Here is a 24,705-nt window from a genome sequence, read left to right as displayed (position 1 = left end):
ATATAACTCCTTGATATAGAAGGGGGAAGTAGTCCGGGTAAGGACTGCTTCCCCCTCTTTTTTTGTGCTAATCTGATACCCCTAAATATTAATGTATCGGTAATAATATATATTATAAATAATTAATTCAGAAAGATTTATTATTTTTATTTGCCATATACTTTTACTACATTGCTGTCCGAAATATAATGAAAAGTTAGAATGCAAAAAGAGGTTAATATAAATGATCTATGGGAGCGCTTCACGAAGGTGAGTGATGCCCGGTCATTTGAGGGTTTATTTCACGCATTAAACCCGCGACTCATTAAATTTTGCAAGCTGTACGTTCATTATCACCAGGTTGCTGAAGAGATAGTATCGGATGTTTTTGTGAAATGCTGGATGGACAGGGTTCAGATGCAGGCGGTAGAAAAGCCCGAAACCTATCTGTTTATTGCTGTAAAAAACCAGGCCCTGAACTATAATAAACGTTTTTCCAGTATACAGGTAGTCAATATTGAGGACCATGACGGAGGCGGAGTGCTGATCAATGAAGCCTCGCCGGAGTTGGAACTGGAGAAGAAAGAGCTGATTTTCAGAATGGATCAGGCGATAAGTACACTTCCCCGTCAATGTGGTATCATATTCCGGCTTATCAAGGAAAATGGTATGAAATACAAGGAGGTAGCAGAGATTCTCAACATTTCACATCGTACAGTACACACTCAGATGCTTCGGGCTATGAAGAAGATGAGTAAGGCGATGGATCCATATTTGAAGAAGGTAAACCGACAGGCGACAGACAATCTCATTAGTGCTATATTAGTTTTATTCATATTTATGGGTAATTAGGACTTGGAATTATATGTTAAAATTTTTTTTAAAGCTTGTACGCATATTACCATTAAAAAATTGTCCTATATACAAAGGGTTATTCCAACGGACAATGAGCGATCGTTTTTTTGAAATGGTTATAAAGGACCTGGTTGGTGACATCACACCTCAAGAAGGCCAGGAACTACAACATATCATGCATGAGGATACTGCTTCAGCAAAGCAGTATGACATGTTCCGTACCTACTGGGCTCAGAATCAAACTGATTATATAGACGGGCGCAGGCTTTTTGAAAATGTGCAGACGAAGATAAATGAGTTGGAAAAAGAAGCAGGTACGCCGGTCATGGCGCCGCTGATGAAGCCTGTACAAAATACAGGCCGTATGCGCTGGGTAGCAGCTGCAGCATCACTGGCACTCCTTATTACAGCTGGCGGCTTTTATTATATATATCAGCGCGGCTCCATGATGCAAAAAGTGACTGCCAAAGGGCAGAAATCCACTTTTATAATGGAAGATGGTACAAGAGTGACACTCAATGCGGACAGTAAACTTGAATATAGCGAAGACTTTGCGACTAAAAACAGGGAAGTATACCTGACAGGGGAGGCATTCTTTGACGTACATGCAGATCCACAAAAACCTTTTATCATCCATACTTCCAAAATGGATATCAAGGTACTGGGTACTGCTTTCAACGTAAAATCTTATCCAGACGAAGCTTCTTCTGAAGCTACGCTGATTACAGGGGCGATAGAGGTTACCGTGACTGACAATCCATCTGAGAAAATAATATTGAAACCTTCTCAGAAACTGGTGCTGACCAACTTTGACTCTACAAGGAGGAAAGCTGTCAGCATAAAAGATTTAGTACCAAATGTACCTAGCGTAACATCCATGACTTACCTGAATGACAGAAAAGATTCATCGGTAGTGATGGAAACCAGCTGGTTACAGAACAAATTGGTATTCCAGGACGAAGACTTTGGTACGCTGGCCAAGAGAATGGAACGCTATTACAATATCAGTATCCATTTCAACCGGGTTGGCTACAGACAGTTGCGGTTTACAGGTGTTTTAGAAGGGGAGACAATTGCAGAAGCATTGAATGCATTGCACCTGACAGAGAACTTCAACTATAAGATTGAAGATTCAACGATCGTAATATATTAAAGAAGAACCAGGTAAATCAAGAAATTCCTTTCATAAGTAGTGAAAGGTGAGATGAGGACCCTATGCCGATGCCTATGATGTGTAATACCTATGGAATCGCCCTTTCATTTCACCAAAAGCAAAGTAATAACAACTAAAATTTTGTCTATGGGAAAAGAAAGCGATTACTACTGAATAAATGCGGGGATCATTTAAATAAACCCCGCTGAAAGATGACTTATTCCAATAAAACTGCGGGCCTTTTCGCACGAGTACTGCCGTTTTAACACTTTTATCACCTTTAACATCTAAGTTATGAGTTTTTATGTACGCCCTAAGGGCGTCAAGATCCCTTACGGGCTTTTAAGGCCATTGCTGATTTTACAACTAACGTTAGGGTTCATCCTTTTCCTGAATCTGCATGTAGTTGCAAATGTTCTTTCCTCAAAAACGATTACACTGAACCTCCGCTCTGTTGAATTTAAGGAGGTACTTTCTATTATCGAACACCAGAGCGATTACCGCTTTATGTTCAGCAACAGAAATATCCCTAACAAAAGCAAAGTGGATATATCTGTGAAAGATGCACAAATCTCCACCGTGATGGATATGATCCTGGACAAATCAGGATATACCTATCAGGAGCTGGCTAACAACCTGATTGTGATTGTGCCTATGGGTGAGAGAATCACAACTGTGAAGATCACCGGTAAGGTACTGGATCAGACAGGTGAAGCTTTGATTGGTGCTTCAGTGAAAATCAAAGGAACTTCGGATGGGGTAGCTACAGATGAAAATGGTGGTTTTACATTAAGTGTACCTGACGATGCAATCCTGGTGGTATCTTACGTAGGTTTCAAAACACAGGAAGTTCCTGTGAACGGAAAGACTGCGTTGACTATCACGTTGCAACCTGCAGATAAGATGATCAACGAATTTGTAGTAACGGCACTGGGTATCAAGAGAGAAGAAAAAGCGCTTGGTTACTCAGTTTCTACTATTACTTCCGAACAAATTAACGCATCTGGTAACACCAACTTCGCTTCCGCCTTATATGGTAAGGCGGCGGGTGTGAAAATCACCACAGCGCCAGGTGGTGCTACCAGTGCCGTTAACGTTCAGATTCGTGGTGTAAACTCACTGAACTATAGTACTCAGCCGCTGTATGTGGTGGATGGTGTGCAGATCAGAAATAATAACGAATCCGGTGGTGTAGGTGGTAACTCTGGTGGTTATTGGGATGACCCACGTATCCGTGGTAATGGTATCCTGGATATTAACCCTACTGACATCGAAAATCTGACCGTATTGAAAGGCGCGAGTGCGACAGCCTTATATGGTTCTGATGCGTCAAGTGGTGTGGTTGTAATCACTACCAAGAAAGGCCAGAAAGGCAGAGGGCTTGGTGTTGATGTAAACTTCAATACTACAAGAGAAACAATTGCAAATGCGCCTCAGTACCAGAACACTTACGGTCCTGGTTATGACAGAGCGAGCAACGTTTCGTTGGGTGCGAATGAAGATGGTTGGGTACCTTATGGTACTAATGGAGTGGTCCGACCTTTCTTCAGGGCATATGGCCAGTTCGGTCCTAAAATGACTGGTGAGATGGTGCCATGGTGGGATGGTTCTATGCATCCCTATTCACCTCAGCCAAACAACTATAAACAAATGTTTCAGAAGGGATACAATTCAAATTTGAATGTATCCCTTTCGAATATGAACGAAAAAGCAAATTATCGTTTCAGTTATACACGCGGTGATTATAAAGGTATCCAGATCGGTACCAACCAGGGTAAAAATACCTTCAACCTGAACAGTACTATCAAGCTGCATAGTAAAGTAAGCTTAGATGTGGTAGGTGGTTATGTGAATACGACTGTGACAAACAGAGCCCGTCTGATGAACCGCCTCTTCAACTCCTTTGATGGTTTCTTCGGCCGTTCTGAAGATATGGCTGTTGTATTCGATAAGTACAAAACGTCCAAAGGTTACAAATGGGTGCCTTATAATAATACTCAATTAAACCCGGATGAAGCATTGGTGTTCAACATCCGTCCTGAATTGCTGAACTTCCTTTGGTACCAGTTGAGGAATAATGAAGTGGAAAATCAGGATCGTTTATTGTCCAGCATAACACTTAATATCGATCTGGCAAAGGGGTTGAAACTCCGTACCAGGGTTGGTAATGACTTTACCAGCATCAATACAGAAGCCAAAGAATATAACGAATATCCTATCTCTTTCAATACGACCAGCAGTACCGGTAAATATTCTGTTACCAAAAACCGTTATTCTATTGTATATACGGACTTCTTAGCCACCTATGCAAATGACCAGAATAAAGTATTTGGTTATAGCGTCAGCGGTGGTTTCCAGAGCCGTCAGGAGAGCTTTACAGATCAGTCTTCCAATACCAGTGGTGGTCTGGTAACTGCTAACTGGTTCTCTTTGAATAACTCTTACAATGCACAGACTACTTCCGAGGCACGTAGTAAGCTATTGAAATACGCTTACCTGGGTATCATGAACTTAAGTTATAAAAACTTTGTGTTCCTGGAAGGTACTGCCCGTCAGGAATATTCTTCTACGCTGCCTATTGCTAATAACCATTATTTCTACCCTTCTGCGAACTCTTCATTCATCTTCTCAGAGGCTTTTGAAATGCCCAAATGGTTAAACTATGGTAAGCTGCGTGCATCTTATGGTATGGTTGGTAATGCGCCTCCTCCATATGAATCAAATATCGTATATACTCAGAAACCGATTGCTACTACTACCGGTTCTGTGCCTGTACTGACTGCACAAAATGCATATGGTAATGCGAACCTGAAGTCTGAAAAGAAAACTGAAATGGAGTTTGGTCTCGAAACCAAAATGCTGCAAAGCAGAATTGGTATAGACATCTCTGTTTATAACAGTAAAGTTAAAGACCTGCTGATGCGTTTGTCTACACCGGTATCCAATGGTGCATTGACACGTATTACCAACGTCGGTGAATTGAATAGTAAAGGTCTTGAAATCGCTTTCAATGCAACCCCGCTGAAACGTCCAAAATTAAGCTGGAACACCCGCATTAACTTTGCATTCAACAACTCTAAGGTGGTGAGCCTGTCTGAAGGTGTAAACCAGATCGTATTTAAGGGTGGTGATGCCAACTCCGTGGAAATCGTAGCAGAAAAAGGGCAGACTATCGGTAACATCTATATGTATCCTTACGCAAAAGACGAGAAGGGTAATAAGCTTGTGAACTCTAGTGGTTTCTACTATGTAGACAAGTCAAAATATGAAAAAGCCGGTAATATTCTTCCTAAAGTAGTGGGTGGTTGGTCTAATACCTTCAGCTACAAAGCGCTGACACTTGATATCACCATCGACTACCGTTTTGGTGGTGAGATTTTGTCCATGCCACAGAAATATGGCACCAATGCTGGTATGTTCAAGTCTACCATGAAATATAGAGATGAAGCAAATGGTGGTCTTCCATACTATGTGAACGAACAGGGTGTAGCTACCAGACTGGCGAGCCACAATGCGGTTTCTCCATATGGTAAAGTATACCATGATGGTATAATACTGCCTGGTAAGAAGGAATCCGATGGTTCAGATAACGATATGATAGTAGAAGCAGCTAACTATTACCTGACTGTATTTGACGCTTCAGCAAATGGTTATAACGGTCCGGCAGTGATCAAGAACAATTATATTAAATTCAGAGAAGTGTCATTGAGTTACGCCTTGTCAAGAGGTACTGCTCAGAAATTACACATGCAGAATATTCGTTTGTCTTTGATCGGTAGAAACCTGTTTTACTTCTACAGAACGCTGAAGAACATTGACCCTGAGGCTCCTGTAGGTCAAAGCTGGTTAAACCAGGGTGTTGATGAAGGCTCTACCGGTGCTACACGTAGTATTGGTTTTAGTTTAAATGCAAGTTTCTAACTATTCTGAAGACCTAACAAACAGACATGATCATGAAGAAATACTTTTTACATATAAGTTGTATTATTACACTGGCCATTGGGATGACTGGTTGTAAGAAGCAACTTGAAGACTATTATACAAATCCCGATAAAACGACTGATCCTACTATTGAGAAGTTATTTTCCTCTATCCTGGATAATAACCGCATTCGGCCTATGTACTGGGACCTTCGTACTTTACAGCTTAACCAGATGGGTAAGTATTGTCAGATGACCGCGTTTTTAAATGAGCTGACAACCTATTCCCAGAACGATGACTATATTGAGGATCGCTGGAATGATTTCTATACACCTAATAACCAGGGTAGCAATGCGAATGATGCAGGTAGTGGTAGTGGGCCAATGGCACAATACCGCACTATGCAGCGGCTGTACAAGGAATTGCCTGTAGATGAACGCCCTAACATGGAGGTGTTTATGATGGCAGGAAGGGTATTGCTGTTGGATCAGGCAGCACAGATGGTAGATATGTTCGGAGATATTCCTTACTCTGAGGCAGGTAGCCTGGATGCTACTGCTACGATCTCCAATCCTAAATTCGATTCACAGATTGCAGTATACGATACCGTATTAACTCAGTTGAAAGAAATGGCAGACTGGTTTGCAGCTGCTACGCTCAATACTGTTGCTGCATCCGCTTTCGCTAACCAGGATTATGTGGGTCACGGTAGCCTGTCTAAATGGCGTCGTTATATTAACTCCCTGCGTCTCCGTTATCTCCTGCGTCAGTCTTATTATGATGAGGCAAGAGCGAAGACTGAGATCCAGGAAATTTTATCCAGCCCATTGCAGTATCCATTGATGGATGGGGATGGGGTAGGTGATACCTATAGTCCTTACAACACGGATATGTTGTTATTCCAGTTGACGACCTATACGAACAATCTGAATAGTGCCTTTACCGAAATCAGTGCGCAGGCAGCGCCGGACTATATGCTGAATACGGTGATGTTGCCTGTGGATGACCCACGTATTCCACTGATGTTTGATAAATTTGGGGCTACTGTAAATAGCGTATTTGTTCCGAATGCAACTTACAAAGCCATGTCACAACAGTGGACTTCAACGATGCAGGGTGACAGTATTAACAACTACTCCACCATTGACTCCACTACATACCGTTTCAACTCTCACCTGCCAGGTGTTATGATGAGTGCTGCTGAGACCAACTTCCTGAAAGCTGAAGCTTTCGAACGTTGGGGTCTGACTGGCGGTACTGCGGCAGCGAGTTATGAATTGGCGATACGTCAATCCATTGCGTTCCAATATTACCTGCACTCAACCAATACTACCCAGTATGAATCTGTAACACAGCCTTCTACTGCTGAGGTAGATGTATTCATGGCTAAAACAGCGATTGCTTATTCAGGTACTTCACAGGAAAAACTGGGTAAGATCTGGACACAGAAATGGCTGGCATTTGGATTTACACAGTGTGGACAGGCATGGGCTGAATATCGTAGAACCAAATATCCACAGATCACCATCTGGCAATCAACTTCTTCTATATATCCTACTCCTCCAAACAGGTTTACTTATCCTGCGAGTGAGAAGGCATATAATACAAGTTATGCAGATGTTCAGGCAAATGATACCAGAACCGCAAAAATTTTCTGGGATGTAAACTAATAAACATACTTATAATTTAGATGGTGGAAGGCCACAAGGATTTTTATCTTTGTGGCCTTCCTGTTTTTAAATAAATGATATGAAGAAAGGATTATTGTCATGTTTATTATTGAGTGGGTTATTGCCTTTGATGGCACAGCACAAGGCTACACTGGTAAGAGCGGAAATGGTGATGGATAAACCGCCGGTGCCCGCTGCCCATGCTTCTACAATGACAGAACTGGCAGATGGCAGGCTAATGATGTCGTGGTTTGGCGGGAGCCGGGAGAGTGCGAAGGATGTATGTATTTATACTGCTATATATTCCGGTGGAAAATGGTCAGCACCAGTGGTGGTGGCAGATGGGGTCGTGAATGATACTACCCGGTATCCGGCCTGGAACCCGGTGTTGTATACGAATAAGAAAGGAGAATTGCTGCTGTTTTATAAAGTAGGACCTAATCCACGCGAATGGTGGGGATTAATGAAGACTTCTAAGAATAATGGGAAGACCTGGTCTAAGGCGGTGCCACTGCCGGATAGTATTTTAGGGCCGATCAGGAATAAACCGGTGTTGTTGGCTAATGGGTTGTTGTTGCATCCTTCCAGTACGGAGAGTCTGGATGAGAAGGTGTGGAATGTGCATGTGGAATTTTCAGATGTGTATGGAAAGAACTGGAAGCGGGTAAATATAGATTGTGATACGTTTGGCGTGATACAGCCTACAATTCTTTTTCATCCCGGAAATAAGCTGCAAATGCTGTGTAGGAGCAGGCAGAATGCGATTGTGGAGAGTTGGTCTGCAGATAATGGGATGACATGGTCAAAGTTGAGGAAACAGGATATGTTGAATCCGAATAGTGGGATTGATGCGGTGACGACGAAGAGTGGGGTGCATGTGTTGATTTATAATCCGGCGGTGAGTGGGAAGGATTGGTCTGATGGGAGGAATGAGTTGAGGGTAGGCGTGTCGAAGGATGGGGAGCATTGGGAAGATGTGTATGAGCTGGAGAAGCATGAGAAGGGGGAGTTTAGTTATCCGGCGGTGATAGAGGGGAAGAATGGGGAGATACATATTAGTTATACGTATGATAGGAAGAATATAAAGCATGTGGTGATAAAGCTTTGAGTAGTTTAAATGAACGAACCTTTTAAGTTTTGCCGAAGGCAAAACTTAAAAGGTTCGTTTCTGGCTTTGTGATTTTGCCGGAGGCAAAATCACAAAGCCAGGATAATTCATGAAATCTCAGGCAAAATCCATCTGGTTATTTTTTGTATACTTGTTCAGGTAAAACAGAATCAACTCATGAGTCAGCAACTAGAAGTATGGATGCGCGGCCCCATTGCAGGCATCCCCACCCTCCTCCAACCCATTGCCCACGCCCTCCTGCAGGCCCAGGAAGAAATCCATGCTCACCTCAAAGACTTCCCTGAATCCAAAATCTGGAATACCCCCTTCGATTGCGCTTCTGTCGCCTTCCACCTCCAACACATCAGCGGCGTACTTGACCGCCTTTTTACTTATGCCGAATCCAAATCCCTGACCGAAGACCAACTCACCGCACTCGCTGCCGAAGGCAAAAAGCAACCACATATTACGATTCATTCATTACTCGCAGCCCTCGACGCGCAAATCACCATTAGTCTCGCCAAGCTACAATCCACTGAAGAATATGCCCTTGCTGTACCCCGCGGCATCGGTAGAAAACAAATTCCCACTACACTCGGTGGTTTATTATTTCACTCCGCAGAACACACCATGCGCCATACCGGCCAGTTACTCGTTACTATAAAAGTATTAAAATATCATTCCTAACGGCGATGGTTGTATTATGAAAAAAGTGTGCTTCATCGCTAAGCATCTAATTGTTAATGAATTTTAAACATTGTTAACACAATTTAAAACCCGGCTTATCAGTTTTGGATTGTGAAAAACTTCTCTATTTTTACTACCGGTAGCTAAATCGAAAACTCTGAAACGAGAACTGATGTAGCATTGAGAGAGTCGCTGGTAACAGACAAAATTAGTAGACAGCATTGTATAATCGACGTTATTGAACCTGGAGTTACATTGTTTTTAATCAGTCATTTTAACCGAACTAAAATCTAAAATGGAGATGATGATTGAATCTGCGTAATACCTGCCAGTTTATTTTTCAAAAAATTATGTGTGGATTGAAAGACCGTAGTGCAAAGTGACTATTGTTTTTGAGTTGTTGAACTAAACCAAAAGCATTATCCACTGCCAATTCCAGCAGTGCACAAGCGACATTCGTGTGTCATTCTGATTGTAACTGCATGCGCTGAAAAGCTTTTTTTCATCGCACGGTGAACGTATTGTCATTTTTAAAATAATCAATTGCTATCGCTGCAAAAACAAGTTGCTGCGAGCGGGGGAAGTATGTGCCAACTTTAAAAGGATACGCTTAATAATTCTGCTTAATACCAAAATCAAAGTATATGAAGAGAAGACTCGTTTTTCTTTCTCGGATATGCCTGCATAGTATATGGATGTTATTCCTTTCTATGCTCGCATTTTCCCAGTCCCGCACCATTTCCGGTAAGGTTTTGGATGCAAGCGGACACAGTCCCTTACCCGGTGTGACCGTACAGGTAAAGGGTGCTACAATCGGCACCCAGACCAAGGTTGACGGTTCTTATTCCCTAAATGTTCCCAGTGGTACCATTACCCTTGTATTTACTTTTGTAGGTTACAAAACGGAAGAATTTCCGTTAGGAGCTTCCAATACTGTCAATATTAGTTTAGCTGCGGATGTTACTTCGCTCAAAGACGTGGTAGTAGTGGGTTACGGTACGCAGAAGAAGCAGGAAGTTACTTCGGCTATTACTTCCATTGAACCGACTGACTTCCGTCAGAGTGGTGCCCGCAATGCGCTGGACCTTGTACAAGGTAAAGTAGCTGGTCTGCAGATCACCCGGACTGGTGGTTCTAACCCCAATACCAGTCCTGCTATCCAGTTGCGCGGTGTAACTTCGTTAACCGGTAGTATGTCGCCACTGATCGTAGTCGATGGTATTCCCGGTGGTAACCTGGATCTGCTGCAACAAGATGATATCGCATCTATCTCTGTACTGAAAGATGGTTCTGCTGCTGCAATCTATGGTACACAGGCGAATGGTGGTGTAATCATCGTGACTACCAAGAAAGGTGTGAAAGGCCCTGCCCGCGTGACTTACAACAACTACTTCCGCAAAGAATTCAAATCACGTATTCCTAAATTCCTCACTGCTGATGAATATGCAGCGAAGATTGCTGATGGTGAAATCAATGCTATTGACAAAGGTTACAGAACTGATTTCGTAGACCTGCTGGTAAATCACGACAACTTAACGCAAAACCATAACCTGGCATTTTCTGGTGGTGGTGAACAGTCCAACTATCGTGCAAGTGTGTATTACCTGAATCAGGAAGGTATCCTGAAGGAAAATGAACGTCAGCAATATGGTGGTCGTCTGAGCATCACCTCCAAAGGTTTGAATGATCGGTTGACTTCCCAGTTCAACCTCGCTACCAACTTCAATAAATCGAACCTGCTGACAGATGGTGGTAACCTGCAGGGGTATTATACTTTTAACCCTACTTATTCTCCATACAACCCTGATGGCTCCTGGTATTTTGAGCAAACCAGTACCAACGAACTGGCCAGATTGCACCAGCAAACTGACATTCGCCAGCAGCAAACTACTTCAGGCGATGCGAAGGTATCCCTCGATATCGTGAAGGGGCTGAAAGCATCCATTTTTGGTTCTGTAACCCGCGATAGCTATTCTGAAGGTGGTTATGCGGACCTGCTATCTGAGCTGTCTGTTGAAAACTATGATTCCTCCGGCTATGCATGGCAGTCTTCTTTCCTGAACCTTAAATATGCTGTAGAACCCACACTGGAATATAATATCACTGTTAACAAGGACCATAACTTCACCGCTATTGGTGGTTATAGCTACCGTTATGAAGTAGAACAATATTTTGATGCCAGTAACTACGGCTTCGTAAATGACATCTTCGAGGAAAATAATCTGGGTGCGGGTAACCAGCTCCTGACTGGTAAAGCAAGCATGAGCAGCTATAAAAATGATAATAAGCTCATCGCATTCTTTGGTAGAGTGAACTATAACTACAAAGATAAATACATGGCCAGCGTGATTCTGCGTCATGAAGGTTCTTCCCGTTTCGGTGCGAACAACAAATGGGGTAATTTCCCGGCGTTGTCTTTGGGTTGGAACATGCGTGATGAACCTTTCATGCAGGGTGCTACTTTCCTGGACGACCTGAAACTGAGAGCTGGTTATGGTGTAACCGGTAACTCTGGTATCAACAACTACAGCTCACTGGTGACACTAGGTACCGGTGGTAACTATCTGAATCCGGATGGGGTATGGCGCCAGACTTATGGTCCTAACAAAAATCCTAACCCGGATCTGAAATGGGAAAGGAAATCTGAATACAACGTAGGTGTTGACTTCAGTTTCTTCAAAGGCCGCCTCTCCGGTGCGATCGATGTGTACAAACGTATCACCAAAGATCTGCTGGAAAACGTAACGACCCAGCTTCCTCCTTTTGTGACCAGTAGCATCTATGCAAACGTAGGCCAGGTATCTTCCAAAGGTGTGGAAATCACCCTTAGTGGCGTACCTGTCAGAACAAAGGATTTCTCCTGGACAGTAGACTTAGCATTCAGCAATTCGAAAAATATACTGGACCGTTATTCTAATGAACTGTATACAATCAAATACCAGTCTTATGCTGATATTGGTGGTTATGGTGCGCTGGGTAATGCGATCCGTACTTACGAAGGTGACCGTATCGGTAACTTCTACGGTAAGCGTTTTGCTGGTCTGACTGATTCCGGTGACTGGCTGTTCTACAAAGCAGATGGTACCAAAGCTTCTGCTGACCAGCTGGATAGTGAAAAAGACTTTGCTGTGATTGGGAATGCGGTGCCTAAAGTATACCTGGGTATCACCAACACTTTCAAGTACAAGAACTTTGATCTGAGAGCGTTCCTGCGAGGCAAGTTTGGTTACAATATCCTGAACACCATGGAAATGTTCTACGGTTCAAAAGCTTCATTGCCCAGCAATGTGCTGAAAACAGCATTTACCAAGAATGGTAAGATCACTGGCGGTTATCAGTATTCTGACTATTACATAGAGAAAGGTAATTTCATGAAACTGGATGAGTTAACCCTGGGTTATACTGTTCCATTCAAGAGCAAAAAGACGATCCAGAGCCTGAGATTGTACCTGACTGCATCTAACCTCTTTATTATCACGAAGTATACAGGTAACGATCCTGACTACGTAAGAGATACAGGTCTGACACCAGGCGTTGATGCCCTGAATGCTTCAGATAGCCGTACTCCATATATGGGCACCCGCGGCTTTATGTTTGGATTGAATGTAGGATTCTAACATGTACCCATTTAAAACTTGTCGAATGAAACGATTTAAAAAGATAGCTGTATATACAAGTTTAGCTTTACTTCCGGTACTGGCAAACAGCTGTACTAACCTGGATGAAAAAGCATACGATACACTGCTCACTAACAACTTCTATAATAACAAGAACGAAGTAGTGTCTGCCGTACTCAGACCCTACACACACGCGAATGCATGGATCACCCCTGGCCAGAGTGGCTGGTGGCGTTTGAGCGAGCTCTCTGCCGATCAGCTGGCATGGCCACAGAAAGGTCGTCATGGTTACGATAATGGTCAGTGGATCCGTCTGCACTACCATACCTGGACAGTGGATGAATCTACAGTACTGAACTGCTGGAACCTGTTGTGGACAGGTCTGGGTTTCTGTAATGACGCCATTGGTAATATCGATGGTCGTGATGCAAGTTCAATGGGGCTTACACAGGAAGAGAAAGATGGTTTTACTGGTGAGCTGCGTTTGCTACGTGCTTTCCACTATCTGCGTCTGATGGATATTTATGGCAATATTCCAATCGTGACTAAAGTGGGTGATCCTGTCAGTCCTGAAACAAAGCCTCGTGCGGAGGTTTTTTCTTTCATCGAGCAGGAGATCAAAGACAATCTTGATAAGAGCCCTGTGCTGTCAAAAGCATTGCTGGGTCGTATGTCCAGAGCAGGTGGTTATGCCATGCTGGCTGAATTGTACCTGAATGCTGAAAAGTGGTATGGTACTGCACGCTGGGATGATTGTATTGCAGCCTGCGATGCGCTCATAAATAATACTGCTGGTGGTATGAACGGTGCACTGGCACTGGATACGAATCTGACAGATACTTATAAACCAGCTAACGATCTGTCAAAAGAAATTATCTTCTCTATTGCTTACGATTATATCGTTTCAAACTTTGCACCACAGTGGCCTGGTGATTTCTATCACTTTAACCAGAGCCAGATCAATGGTAACCCGATCAATGGGAATGATGGGGTAGTAATGATACCTGGTGTGTATACTACATTTGATGATGCTGATAAGCGTAAGAGCGAGTGGATACTTGCAGGCCCACAGTGGAAATATGGATCTAATGGTACTGATCCGGTGATTTGTAGTGGTGGTAATGAGTATGATGGTCAGCAGCTGGTATTTGTGGATAACATCCGGAAGAATGCACAGGGTAGCACTGTTTCAGATATGACACAGGGTGAAGAGAACAGTGGCGTGCGTTTTAACAAATACAGGCTCGGTCCATTGAGTGATCCAAGTTATCGTAGTTGTGACTGGGCGGTATATCGTTTGTCATGGATATATTTAGTGAAGGCCGAGGCGATTATGCGTAAGAATGGTGGGGTGGCTACACAGGAGGCAGTTGATCTGGTGAATACGATTAAACAACGTGCTTATAGTGCGGCGGATTGGCCTGCGCATCAGTATACTGTTGCTACACTCACATTAGATGAATTGCTGGCTGAATTGGGCCGGGAGTTTGTTTTTGAAGGGTATAGAAGGCAGGAGCTGATTCGTTTTGGTAAGTATACGACAGGTACATGGTGGGATCACGTGGCTTCTGATAGTTACAGAGAGTTGTTCCCGATTCCAAGGACGCAGTTGCAGTTGAATGCGAATCTGAAACAGAATGATGGATATCCGAACTAATCAGATCGGTATCTAAATTTAATAGTCAAATTAAAAAGGTTTTGCCAGAGGCAAAACCTTTTTAATTTGGAGGGTAACCAACCTTCTGTTTTTTGCCGGAGGTAAAAAACAGAAGGTTGGTTTTTTAATCGAATAATGATAGCTGCGTGCTATTGCTGCTATTTCCATTGATATGTATTATTTCTCCGAAGTTTGAAAGAGAGATGCCTAACAGGCGAATTGGTTTGTCCTCGTGATCTACTGCTGCTAATAGTTGTTGTGCTGTTCTTACAATAATCTCAAGATCGTCTGTTGCAAATGACAATGACTGATTACGGGTTATTTGCTTAAAATCGCTGTACTTTACTTTTAGCGTAATGGTACGCCCTTTTAAATTGTGCCTTTTAAGCCGCGTAGTGACCAGTGTTCCGATTCTTTCCAACTCCCTGTTCATCTCTTCCACCTCTGTTAAATCGACCGGAAAAGTGTCTTCTGCGCCTGCTGATTTCGTTTCTCTGTGTGGTTGTACTTCTCTTTCATCGATCCCTCTTACAATCCTGAAATAAAACGCTCCCGGTTTTCCGAAATACTGCTTGATTTCATTCTCTGATAATCGTTTCAGATCTGCACCGGTATGCAATCCCATTTTCTTCATTTTCTCTGCTGTCACTTTCCCTACTCCATGAAACTTTTCAACAGGTAATTGTTCCATGAAGTTATTGATCTGTGAAGGTCCGATAAAAGTTAAGCCATCCGGTTTATTCATGTCTGATGCAATCTTAGCCACGAATTTATTGATAGATACGCCGGCGGATGCTGTGAGGTGCAGCTCATCTTTAATAGCCTGTTTGATGAGTCTGGCAATCTCAATCGCTGACCCAATCCCCTGTTTATCCACACTCACATCCAGATAGGCCTCATCTAATGACAAAGGTTCTATCAGGTCTGTATACCGGCTGAAAATTTCCCGGATATGCCTGGACACTTCTTTATACACATCAAATCTTGGATAAACAAAAATCCCTTCCGGACAAAGTTGTACCGCTCTTCTCGAAGACATGGCAGAACGGACGCCGAATTTACGGGCTTCGTAAGAGGCTGTGGCAACTACCCCGCGGCTATTGGGGGAGCCTCCTACGATAACAGGTTTGCCGCGGTATTCAGGATGATCCCGCTGCTCTACGGAAGCATAGAAAGCATCCATATCGATATGAATGATCTTTCTTTTTTTATTTGCTTCCTGTTCCATGGCACCTGTCTGTAAAGTGCAAAGATACATTAATCATTTACCATCACCGCCATATAATCTTTTTCAAATGGCTCCCCATATAACTGCTCATATTCGTTTTTGAAAGTCCGGAACAAGCTCCTCGCTGTCGCATGCTGGTGCATAGCTACCAGCGCCCTGCATTTGTACATCACCGCCTCTTCACAGAGGGAATCAAAATGCAGCATAGTGTCGCAGGTCTGTATGATCTCTTCCGGGTGTAACTGTTCTGCATGCTCATCCAGGTACCTGGTAAAAATATTAAGCAGTTCTGTACTCAGGTCCGATTTAAATTTATCCAGCCAGCTATAATCTGTCTCCATCAGTAAGCCTCCTCTGCCACATACCTGCACCAGTTGTGCGATATGGTGCTCTTCCATTAACTGGTGGCAATGCCGGATATCCACATATACACCTTCCTCAAATGTTAATTTCCATTTCCCGTTTTCCTTCGCTAAACTATAGTCGCCAAGTTTCTCAAGTATGTTTTTCAGCTTCACCATATTCACGGACCGGTTATTCTTTGCATCTTTTACTGATCGCCCTGTCCAGAGTATTTCATTAATCTTTTCGGAAGAAATACCTTTTCTGCCGAATGAGGAATGGAGGAATATTAATAAGAACAATTCTTTCACCAGTGGACTGAATAATTTGCTGATATCATTCCCTTCTTTATCAATGATGGTGAAATGTCCGAATAAATAAATCGATGCGTTTTTATTTTCAACAGGTGCAGGGAGTTCAATCACCCTGAATAGCGGGGCTTTTTGGGGAGGCTCCGGTAAATGATAAATAGTGATCAGGGGTGCGGTTTGTTCTCGTTTCTTTCTTCTCAGTAATAACCCGGTTAATAAACTGCTTAATACTACCAGCCCCCATAACAGGTATTGATAATTCTTTTCTCCCACACCTTTGTCAGGCATCAATAATGCAGGTGGAAAAAGTATTGTGTGAATCTTTATTGTGGTAACGTTATTCTCTGGATTGTATAAGCTGACGGCGATTAATTCCTGTCCTTTTGCATAATAATATAAGGCTGCGCTGGATTTAATATCATAAAACTGGTAAGGCAATTCATTGCCCAGTTTCTCATATTCAGGTTTATCCAGAGAGCCTTTAATTAATTGTAACGCGGACTCCATCCTGTCATTCGCATAAGACAGTGCATAATAGGCACGTTCTTTTGTATCTATCACCATCGTATTCCCAAAGGCCATGGGCACATCTGGTTTATCCAGCGCATAGATCTTTTTGAAGGTATGGTTCTTTACATCGAATAGTAAAAGGTCGTAAAAATTTTCAGGGTTCAACAGCTGATCGCCTGTAGCACTGCCGTGTCCACCGAGTATATAAGCCGAATCGCCATTTTCAGTAGCGCCCAGTGCTGCCATATATCTTGGTGCAAATTTATCGCCCTTTGCAGCGACTGTTTTCCACTGATCATCTGCGGTGCTATACTTTTGTACTTCGGCTGTGTAGTGATAATGTCCATAACCACCAAATACGTATAAGCTGCTATCGTAGGGTGAATAAAAATGATTGTGCTGCCAGAATCCTGTTACTTTATTTCCTTCAACAGGTTTGCTCCATGTATGTTGTGTATTATCATACCGGGCTACTTGTTGGTCATCTACAAAGTAATTCAGGAGTTGATGCCGCTTCGTATCAAATTCTGTCACATTGCCAGCTGGCAATATTCTGGATTGCGCCAGTGGTACTACACTGAGTTTATTTCCATTACAGGTGAACTGATAGAGGGAATCACTACCTGTTATATATAATATACCATTTTCTTTATCGAATGTTACGCCTGCGTTACCATTTACAGTAATTGTTTGCCGTGTATTCCATTCACTATATGCTTTTGCAAGCCAGATAGGATGTTCGATCACTGCTTTGCTATGACAGATCAGATCAAACTCCTGTTCTCCATCATGCTGTCGTAATGGCCAGTGGTATTGGGTTTTGCCGGACTGTGCAATCTGTACGTCGCGCAGTCGCATAGTAGGGAGGTCAAATGTATTGCATTGTTTATAATGGTTTGCACCAAAGAAGATGCGTAACTGGTTTCCTAAAGGAGCAGGCATAGTCGTGCTTCCCGCCAGTTGGCCGTTAATTTTTAATGTCGTAATACGCGTAGCCTGGTTGAATGAAAACTGCAGGTGGTACCATTTTCCTGCCACTTCTGATGGTGGGAATTTGAAAAGAATACCTGTGTATTCATCGCCGGATACGAGATTTATAGACTGCGTCTGGTTACTATATATAAGGTCTGTATTTTGTCCCAGTTCATTTGTGATTCTAAAAATGTAGCCGAAATAAGAATCATATCCCGGTGCAAATGAGAGATCAAATGATAGGTCACAATCGTCCTTTACAGTAAGCGGTTCGTCTGGAAAAAGATTCAATGAAGTGCGTAACTCCTGTGCAATTTTTTTACCTGCAAACTCAAGCCCATAAACGTTCTGCGCACGTATTCCACATGGAAATAATGCGAACAGTAACAACAGAATAGTAGTAATAAATAGATGGTTCTTTACTACATCAGAAGAGGTAAGCCCTGGCATACTCCGATTGGCTTTTTTAAATAACGTGGCAAATTACTTTTTGGTTGTCTATTAAACGCAAAAGGAACGTTAAGTTAACTTTAAATATCCCGATGCGTTAACTGAAAATAATTAATTAATCCGGAGAATCATAATTTTTTATTGATTAATACCCGCGTTAATCTCTAATTAACCGCCCTGTTCACCTCTGAATTCTTCTTTTGCAGTACAAAAAAAATACTCCTCATGAAAAGATGGTTATGCATCCTTCTATTTACATGTTGCGTGCTGAACACATATGCACAGTCGCGTATCGTGAAAGGCCGGGTGACTGACGAAAGCGGGCAACCGATTATTGGTGCAACAGTAAAAGTACTGGGCACTGCTATCGGAGCTGGTACTGACGAGAAAGGTCAATTCAGTCTGAATGCAACAGAAAATCCTACTTTGGTGATCAGTTCAATCGGCTTTTTGTCCGACACCGTACAGGTACCTGCACAGGGTGATGTTCGTGTAGCGATGAAAAGTAATGTATCTTCCCTCAATGACGTAGTTGTAGTGGGATATGGTACACAGAAAAAAGTAAACCTGACAGGTGCTGTAACACAGGTAACTGGCAAGGTGCTGGAAAACCGTCCTATTCCAAACCTCAGCCAGGGGCTGCAAGGTGTAATCCCTAACCTGAACCTGACTATGGGCGATGGTAAACCTATCCAGTCGCCAACTTACAATATCCGTGGTACAACCTCTATAGGCCAGGGTGGTAATGCACTGGTACTGATCGATGGGGTGGAAGGCGACCCAAGCATGCTGAACCCATCTGATGTAGCCAGCATCAGTGTGCTGAAAGATGCATCTTCCGCAGCGGTATATGGTGCAAGAGCTGCCTTCGGGGTTGTGCTTATCACCACCAAAACACCTTCTAAAGATAAGGTGACCGTGACCTACTCTTCCAACTATTCCAGCAAAAAACCTACTACTGTACCTGATATGGTATCTAACGGATACCAATATGCAACTGGCTTCAGCGATGCATGGTCTGCATGGAACGATTATGCACAGACTCCTCAGAATATCAACAAAACCCAGAAGTTCTCTGCCGCTTACCTGGCAGCGTTGAAAGAACATAACGACAATCCTGCCCTGTCTAAAACAGAGCTGGACGGGAATGGTAACTATGTATATTATGGTAATACTGACTGGTATGATTTATTATATAAGAACCACACTGCCGCAATGGACCAGAATCTCTCTGTTTCTGGTAGCAGCGGTAAGGCTTCTTATTATATTACCGGTCGTTATTATGGTCAGGACGGTCTCTTCCGTTTTAATTCTGACGATTACAAAATGTATAACATGCGTGCCAAGGGTACAATCCAACTGACCCCATGGTTGCAGATATATAATAATACAGAATATGCCAACCGCTCTTACCACAACCCACTGAACGTAGGTGAAGGAGGCGGTATCTTCAGAAACATGGCGGATGAGGCACACCCTACTTCCATGCTGCTGAACCCGGATGGTACCCTGACCTATTCAGCTGCTTATACAGTAGGTGACTTCTATTATGGTAAGAACGGCATCAACCTGTATCGCCAGATGTTCAGAAATACCACTGGTTTTACTGCCAATGTATATAAAAACAAACTGCGCATCATCGGTAACATAACCTGGCAGAACATCACTGACGATCAGAAGAGAAGACGAGTACAGGTTCCTTACAGCGCTGCACCTGGTGTAACTGCTTATGTAGGTACTGGCTATAATGACCTGATGAATTCCGATTCATCTACCAAATACCTCGCTACCAACCTGTATGCAGAGTACGAAACTAACATCGGTACTAACCATTACTTCAAGGCAATGGCGGGTTTCAACTATGAACAGTCTACCGGTAGCGGTTTCTCCCTCACCAGGAATGGTCTGATCTATAGCGATGCAAATGATATGAACCTGGCACTGGGTAGCAATATCTCTACTGCCGGTGGTTATGAGAAATGGGCGATCCAGGGTGAGTTCTTCCGTTTGAACTATGCCTTCAAAGAGCGTTACCTGTTAGAGGTAAATGGTCGTTACGATGGTAGTTCCAAGTTCCCTGCCAACCAGCGTTATGCATTCTTCCCATCTGTATCCGGTGGTTGGAGAGTGTCTAAAGAAGCATTCTGGAAAGTACCTGCGAAAGCGATCTCGGACCTGAAAGTGCGTGGTTCATGGGGCTCACTGGGTAATGGTAACATCAACTCTTATGCATTCCAGGAAAAATTCGCAATCACACAGAGTGGTCGTGTCATCAATGGCGTACGACCTCAGCAAACCGGTCAGCCTTCTGTGATTCCGAATGGGCTGACATGGGAAACATCTACCACCCGCAACATTGGTCTGGATTTGTCTGCACTGAATGATCACCTGACCTTCAGCGGTGATATGTATACCCGTGTAACGACCGACATGTTTACCGTAGGGCAGACACTGCCTGCTGTATTCGGTACAGATGTTCCAAAAGGTAACTATGCTGACCTGAAAACGAAAGGATGGGAAATTTCCCTGACCTGGAGAGATCAATTCAATGTAGCAGAGAAACCACTTCACTATTCAGTTACAGCTAATCTCGCTGACTATTCTGCAACGATCACTAAATACAATAACACTAACAATAAGCTGACTGACTACTACGCTGGTCAGAAGTATGGTGAGATCTGGGGTTATGAAAACGACGGTTACTGGACTGCGGACAATGTAGGTAAGGCTGCCACCACACAGGCGCTGTTCAAAGCATCAACCAGTGGTCAGTGGCTACCGGGTGATATCAAATTCAAAGACCTGAATGGGGATGGTGTGATCAACAATGGTACAAACACTAAAGGTAATCCTGGTGATATGAAAGTGATTGGTAACTCTACTCCACGCTATACTTATGGTGTAAGTGTGAATGCAGACTGGAACAATTTCTTCTTTGGAGTATTCTTCCAGGGTGTAGGAAAACAAGACTGGTGGCCTGGTAACGAGAACGATGTATTCTGGGGTCAGTACAACAGACCTTACAACTACATGCCTAAATCACAGGTAGGCAAGATCTGGTCAGCAGAGAATCCAAATACTTACTTCCCACGCTATCGTGGTTATGTAGCACAGAATGGTTCAGGTGAACTGTATGCTAAGCAGACGAAGTACCTGCAGAATGTAAGATACCTGCGTATGAAGAATATACAGGTGGGTTATAGTCTGCCAAAGACACTTGTGTCAAGAGCAAAACTGCAGAGTGCAAAAATATACCTGTCAGCAGAGAACCTGTTCTCCTGGTCTCCGCTGTACAAGGTTACCAAAGATCTGGATGTAGAAAGCATTGGTCGTTCCGACATGATCACCAACCCGAATCCTACAGACAACGCGGGTAACGGTAACAACTATCCGATTCTGAAGAGCTTCACATTAGGTTTAAACATTACCCTGTAAAAAATTAAAAAAAGCAACATGCAACAATATATTACCCGGTTGAAATGGACCTCGATGGCGCTGGTGTTGTGGGTACTGGCAGGCAGCTGTTCGAAAGAACTGGAACAGCGTCCTGTATCCACTGCAGACAGAGATGCGATCTTCGGAAACGAAGCCGGTCTGAAATTATACGCCAACTCATTTTACGATGTACTGCCTGCTATGGGCGATGTGTTCAGAGGCGATGCGATGGCCGATTACAGTGCGGTGAATGCCGTTCCTGATTTTCTTCGTGACGGTGCTTACAACTCCCGTGTACAGGCAGAAATTGACAACTGGAAATGGACCAAGCTGCGTAACATCAACTATTTCCTCGCGAACAATACCAACCCTGCAGTAGGGCAGACGATTCGTGAAAACTATAGTGGTCTGGCACGTTTTTTCCGTGCCTGGTTCTACTTTGATAAAGTAAAACGTTATGGTGATGTGCCCTGGATCGGTACCCCATTGGGTATTGCAGACAGTTCACTGTATGCAGCACGCGACAGCCGTAAACTGGTGATGGATTCTATCATTGCTGACCTGGATTATGCAGCCGCGCATATCTCGCTGAATACTGATGCAACAGCCAGCCAGATCACGAAGTATACAGCATATGCATTGAAATCACGTGTATGTCTTTTTGAAGGTACTTTCAGAAAATACCATACTTCCCTGGGGCTGACAGCAGATGCGCCGGCTTTATTACAGGCAGCGGCAGATGCGGCTAAGGTAGTGATGGATCAGGGTGGTTTTAGCCTGAACCAGGCAGGAGGCACCAGTGGATCTTACCGTCAGCTGTTCATCAGTGCATCGCCTGTTACGACAGAAGTAATGTTGTCTAACGTAGCCAGCAGCACCCTGGCTGTCTTCAACGATGCAAACTGGTATTACACCAGTGCTACATATGGTGTGCGCCTGAGTTTAACACGTAAGTTTATCAACACTTACCTGAACATTGATGGAACGCCTTTCACCAGTGTGAGCGGTTATGAAACCAAACCATTTGTAGAAGAAACGAAGAACAGAGACCTGCGTTTGTCACAGACTATTCGCATGGGAAGTTACACCCGTACCGATAATGGAAAAACTGTTGCTGCTCCGCCGGTATTTTCTTATACTTACACCGGGTATATGCCTAAAAAATGGTGTCTGGATGATACCTATTATGACGGAGGGTCCAACAATACGAATTCCATTTGTATCATGCGTTATGCAGAAATACTGTTGAACTATGCGGAAGCCAAAGCTGAACTTGGTACACTGACTGATGCCGATTGGGCAGGTACAGTAGGTGCGCTGAGAGCGAGAGCTGGTATTACCAGTGGTATTGCTACAAAACCAACCGTGGCAGATCAGTATTTAGTTACTAACTATTTTAACAAAGGTGGTGATCCTACCGATCCTTCTATCCTGGAGATCAGAAGAGAGCGTGGTATAGAGCTGGTGCTGGAAGGTTTCCGTTTCTATGACCTGGTAAGATGGAATGATGGTGAACTGCTGGTACAGCAATGGAATGGTATGTATGTACCAGCGCTGGATGTGCCAATGGACCTGAACGGGGATGGGGTGAACGATGTATGTTTCTACCAGACATTGCCTGCTACACAGGTGAGTGGTGTGACCTACATTAGCGTAGCGCCTACCGTGAACGGGGTAACGAATCCTACACAGTTATCTCATGGTACGTATGGAGAGATCAAGTGGCTGGATAACATTTCCAGAGTCACCTGGGCAGACTTCCGCTACCTGTACCCATTACCATACACAGAACTGCAGCTGAACACCAAGCTGGTGCAGAATGTAGGATGGGAGAATTTGTAATTATTATTTCATAAAATAGATGCAGATGAAAAAATGGTTCTTAATGATGGTTGGCTTTGCCGTAATGACCACCGCTGTGATGGCACAGCAATTTACGGTAGGCACTTACAACATGCGCAACAACAACCGTGATAATGGTGATGTAGAGCGCGGCGATGGATGGCAACAACGGTATCCGGTGATCACGTCGTTGATTCGTTTTCATGGGTTTGATATCTTCGGTACACAGGAGTGTCTGAAAGATCAGCTGGAAAATATCAAAGACAGTTTGCCCGGTTATGCTTACATCGGTGTAGGTCGTGATGATGGAAAAGATAAAGGAGAACATTCTGCTATCTTCTATAATACCGCGAAATTTAAACTGCTGGAAAAGGGAGATTTCTGGATGTCTACAGTGACAGACAAGCCTAACAAAGGATGGGATGCTGTGTTGCCAAGAATTTGCTCATGGGGTAAATTCAGGGAAATCAAAACCGGTTTTACTTTCTTCTTCTTCAACCTGCACATGGATCACATTGGTGTAGTAGCGAGAGCAGAGAGTGCAAAGCTGGTGATGTCGAAGATTAAGACAATGGCGGGTAATACACCGACTATCCTGACAGGTGATTTCAACGTAGATCAAAACAGTGAATCTTATCAGCTGATCAATACTTCAGGCTTACTGAAAGATGCATATGAAACCACTGCTTTACGCTATGCGCTGAATGGTACGTTCAATGCTTTCAAACCTAATAGTAAGACTGACAGCCGTATCGATCACATCTTCCTGACCAAACAGTTCAAAGTGCAGAAGTATGGTATTCTGACAGATACTTATCGCAGTAAAGATGCAGATGCATCAAAGACTGATTCCGGCAACTTCCCGAAAGAAGTGGGTTTGGAGAAGTATACTGCGAGAGAGCCATCAGATCACTTTCCTGTAATGGCGGTAATTAGCTTAAAATAATTTTATACTATCCTGCGGAAAC

Annotated in this window: 13 protein-coding genes; 11 read left to right on the top strand and 2 right to left on the bottom strand. The window is 43.4% G+C overall.

Translation table 11 applies throughout. The features are described 5' to 3' along the window. Positions 1-201 precede the first annotated feature (201 nt). From QQL36_RS02630 to QQL36_RS02595, 8 genes are all read left to right on the top strand, one after another. Positions 202-831, top strand: a complete 630-nt coding sequence (locus QQL36_RS02630) for an RNA polymerase sigma-70 factor (protein WP_083720207.1) — start codon at positions 202-204, stop codon at positions 829-831. Positions 832-925: 94 nt separating this feature from the next. Further along, on the top strand, positions 926-1,987 hold the full coding sequence (locus tag QQL36_RS02625; RefSeq protein WP_179090950.1) for a FecR family protein: 1,062 nt from the start codon (positions 926-928) through the stop codon (positions 1,985-1,987). Positions 1,988-2,281: 294 nt separating this feature from the next. Further along, the gene (locus QQL36_RS02620; protein WP_083720209.1) at positions 2,282-5,908 is read left to right on the top strand and encodes a SusC/RagA family TonB-linked outer membrane protein; all 3,627 of its coding nucleotides are present in this window, start codon (positions 2,282-2,284) and stop codon (positions 5,906-5,908) included. Between the two features lie 32 nt (positions 5,909-5,940). Beyond that, positions 5,941-7,578 carry a SusD/RagB family nutrient-binding outer membrane lipoprotein gene (locus tag QQL36_RS02615; RefSeq protein ID WP_321568803.1) on the top strand — a complete coding sequence of 546 codons (1,638 nt, stop codon included), beginning with the start codon at positions 5,941-5,943 and terminating at the stop codon, positions 7,576-7,578. Positions 7,579-7,657: 79 nt separating this feature from the next. After that, the gene (locus tag QQL36_RS02610) at positions 7,658-8,686 is read left to right on the top strand and encodes a sialidase family protein (protein ID WP_321568802.1); all 1,029 of its coding nucleotides are present in this window, start codon (positions 7,658-7,660) and stop codon (positions 8,684-8,686) included. A 177-nt stretch (positions 8,687-8,863) separates the two neighbouring features. Then, positions 8,864-9,373 (top strand): DinB family protein, encoded by a 510-nt coding sequence (locus QQL36_RS02605; protein WP_321568801.1) that lies wholly within the window; start codon positions 8,864-8,866, stop codon positions 9,371-9,373. Between the two features lie 644 nt (positions 9,374-10,017). After that, positions 10,018-12,990: a TonB-dependent receptor gene (locus QQL36_RS02600; protein WP_321568800.1), complete on the top strand. Its 2,973-nt coding sequence runs from the start codon at positions 10,018-10,020 to the stop codon at positions 12,988-12,990. Between the two features lie 25 nt (positions 12,991-13,015). Then, positions 13,016-14,647: a RagB/SusD family nutrient uptake outer membrane protein gene (locus QQL36_RS02595; RefSeq protein ID WP_321568799.1), complete on the top strand. Its 1,632-nt coding sequence runs from the start codon at positions 13,016-13,018 to the stop codon at positions 14,645-14,647. 124 nt (positions 14,648-14,771) lie between these two features. Here QQL36_RS02595 and dinB read toward each other — a convergent pair whose 3' ends face one another. Both dinB and QQL36_RS02585 read right to left on the bottom strand, forming a co-directional pair. Further along, a complete protein-coding gene (dinB, locus tag QQL36_RS02590) occupies positions 14,772-15,875 on the bottom strand; it encodes a DNA polymerase IV (RefSeq protein WP_321568798.1) in 1,104 nt (367 codons plus the stop codon). 29 nt (positions 15,876-15,904) lie between these two features. Next, entirely contained in the window at positions 15,905-18,460 is a 2,556-nt protein-coding gene (locus QQL36_RS02585) for a hypothetical protein (protein ID WP_321568797.1), read from the bottom strand. A 225-nt stretch (positions 18,461-18,685) separates the two neighbouring features. Between QQL36_RS02585 and QQL36_RS02580 the strand changes: the two genes are divergently transcribed. From QQL36_RS02580 to QQL36_RS02570, 3 genes are read left to right on the top strand one after another with little or no spacing between them, the layout of a single operon-like run. Then, positions 18,686-21,895: a TonB-dependent receptor gene (locus QQL36_RS02580; protein ID WP_321568796.1), complete on the top strand. Its 3,210-nt coding sequence runs from the start codon at positions 18,686-18,688 to the stop codon at positions 21,893-21,895. A gap of 18 nt (positions 21,896-21,913) precedes the next feature. Then, positions 21,914-23,737, top strand: a complete 1,824-nt coding sequence (locus QQL36_RS02575; protein WP_321568795.1) for a RagB/SusD family nutrient uptake outer membrane protein — start codon at positions 21,914-21,916, stop codon at positions 23,735-23,737. 25 nt (positions 23,738-23,762) lie between these two features. Next, complete coding sequence (locus QQL36_RS02570) at positions 23,763-24,683, top strand: endonuclease/exonuclease/phosphatase family protein (protein ID WP_083720341.1); 921 nt, start codon at positions 23,763-23,765, stop codon at positions 24,681-24,683. Positions 24,684-24,705: the final 22 nt, after the last annotated feature.

Origin of the sequence: Chitinophaga sp. LS1 (assembly GCF_034274695.1) — a bacterium.
Taxonomy (GTDB): domain Bacteria; phylum Bacteroidota; class Bacteroidia; order Chitinophagales; family Chitinophagaceae; genus Chitinophaga.
The sequence above is the reverse complement of the archived record's forward strand: the minus strand, read 5'-3'. Positions and strand labels throughout refer to the sequence as shown.

What these genes read in the sequence shown, in the direction of transcription:
- QQL36_RS02630 (WP_083720207.1), top strand. Translation starts at nt 202, where the DNA reads ATGCAAAAAGAGGTTAATATAAATGATCTATGGGAGCGCTTCACGAAG.
- QQL36_RS02625 (WP_179090950.1), top strand. Translation starts at nt 926, where the DNA reads ATGAGCGATCGTTTTTTTGAAATGGTTATAAAGGACCTGGTTGGTGAC.
- QQL36_RS02620 (WP_083720209.1), top strand. Translation starts at nt 2,282, where the DNA reads ATGAGTTTTTATGTACGCCCTAAGGGCGTCAAGATCCCTTACGGGCTT.
- QQL36_RS02615 (WP_321568803.1), top strand. Translation starts at nt 5,941, where the DNA reads ATGAAGAAATACTTTTTACATATAAGTTGTATTATTACACTGGCCATT.
- QQL36_RS02610 (WP_321568802.1), top strand. Translation starts at nt 7,658, where the DNA reads ATGAAGAAAGGATTATTGTCATGTTTATTATTGAGTGGGTTATTGCCT.
- QQL36_RS02605 (WP_321568801.1), top strand. Translation starts at nt 8,864, where the DNA reads ATGAGTCAGCAACTAGAAGTATGGATGCGCGGCCCCATTGCAGGCATC.
- QQL36_RS02600 (WP_321568800.1), top strand. Translation starts at nt 10,018, where the DNA reads ATGAAGAGAAGACTCGTTTTTCTTTCTCGGATATGCCTGCATAGTATA.
- QQL36_RS02595 (WP_321568799.1), top strand. Translation starts at nt 13,016, where the DNA reads ATGAAACGATTTAAAAAGATAGCTGTATATACAAGTTTAGCTTTACTT.
- dinB (WP_321568798.1), bottom strand. Translation starts at nt 15,875, where the DNA reads ATGGAACAGGAAGCAAATAAAAAAAGAAAGATCATTCATATCGATATG.
- QQL36_RS02585 (WP_321568797.1), bottom strand. Translation starts at nt 18,460, where the DNA reads ATGCCAGGGCTTACCTCTTCTGATGTAGTAAAGAACCATCTATTTATT.
- QQL36_RS02580 (WP_321568796.1), top strand. Translation starts at nt 18,686, where the DNA reads ATGAAAAGATGGTTATGCATCCTTCTATTTACATGTTGCGTGCTGAAC.
- QQL36_RS02575 (WP_321568795.1), top strand. Translation starts at nt 21,914, where the DNA reads ATGCAACAATATATTACCCGGTTGAAATGGACCTCGATGGCGCTGGTG.
- QQL36_RS02570 (WP_083720341.1), top strand. Translation starts at nt 23,763, where the DNA reads ATGAAAAAATGGTTCTTAATGATGGTTGGCTTTGCCGTAATGACCACC.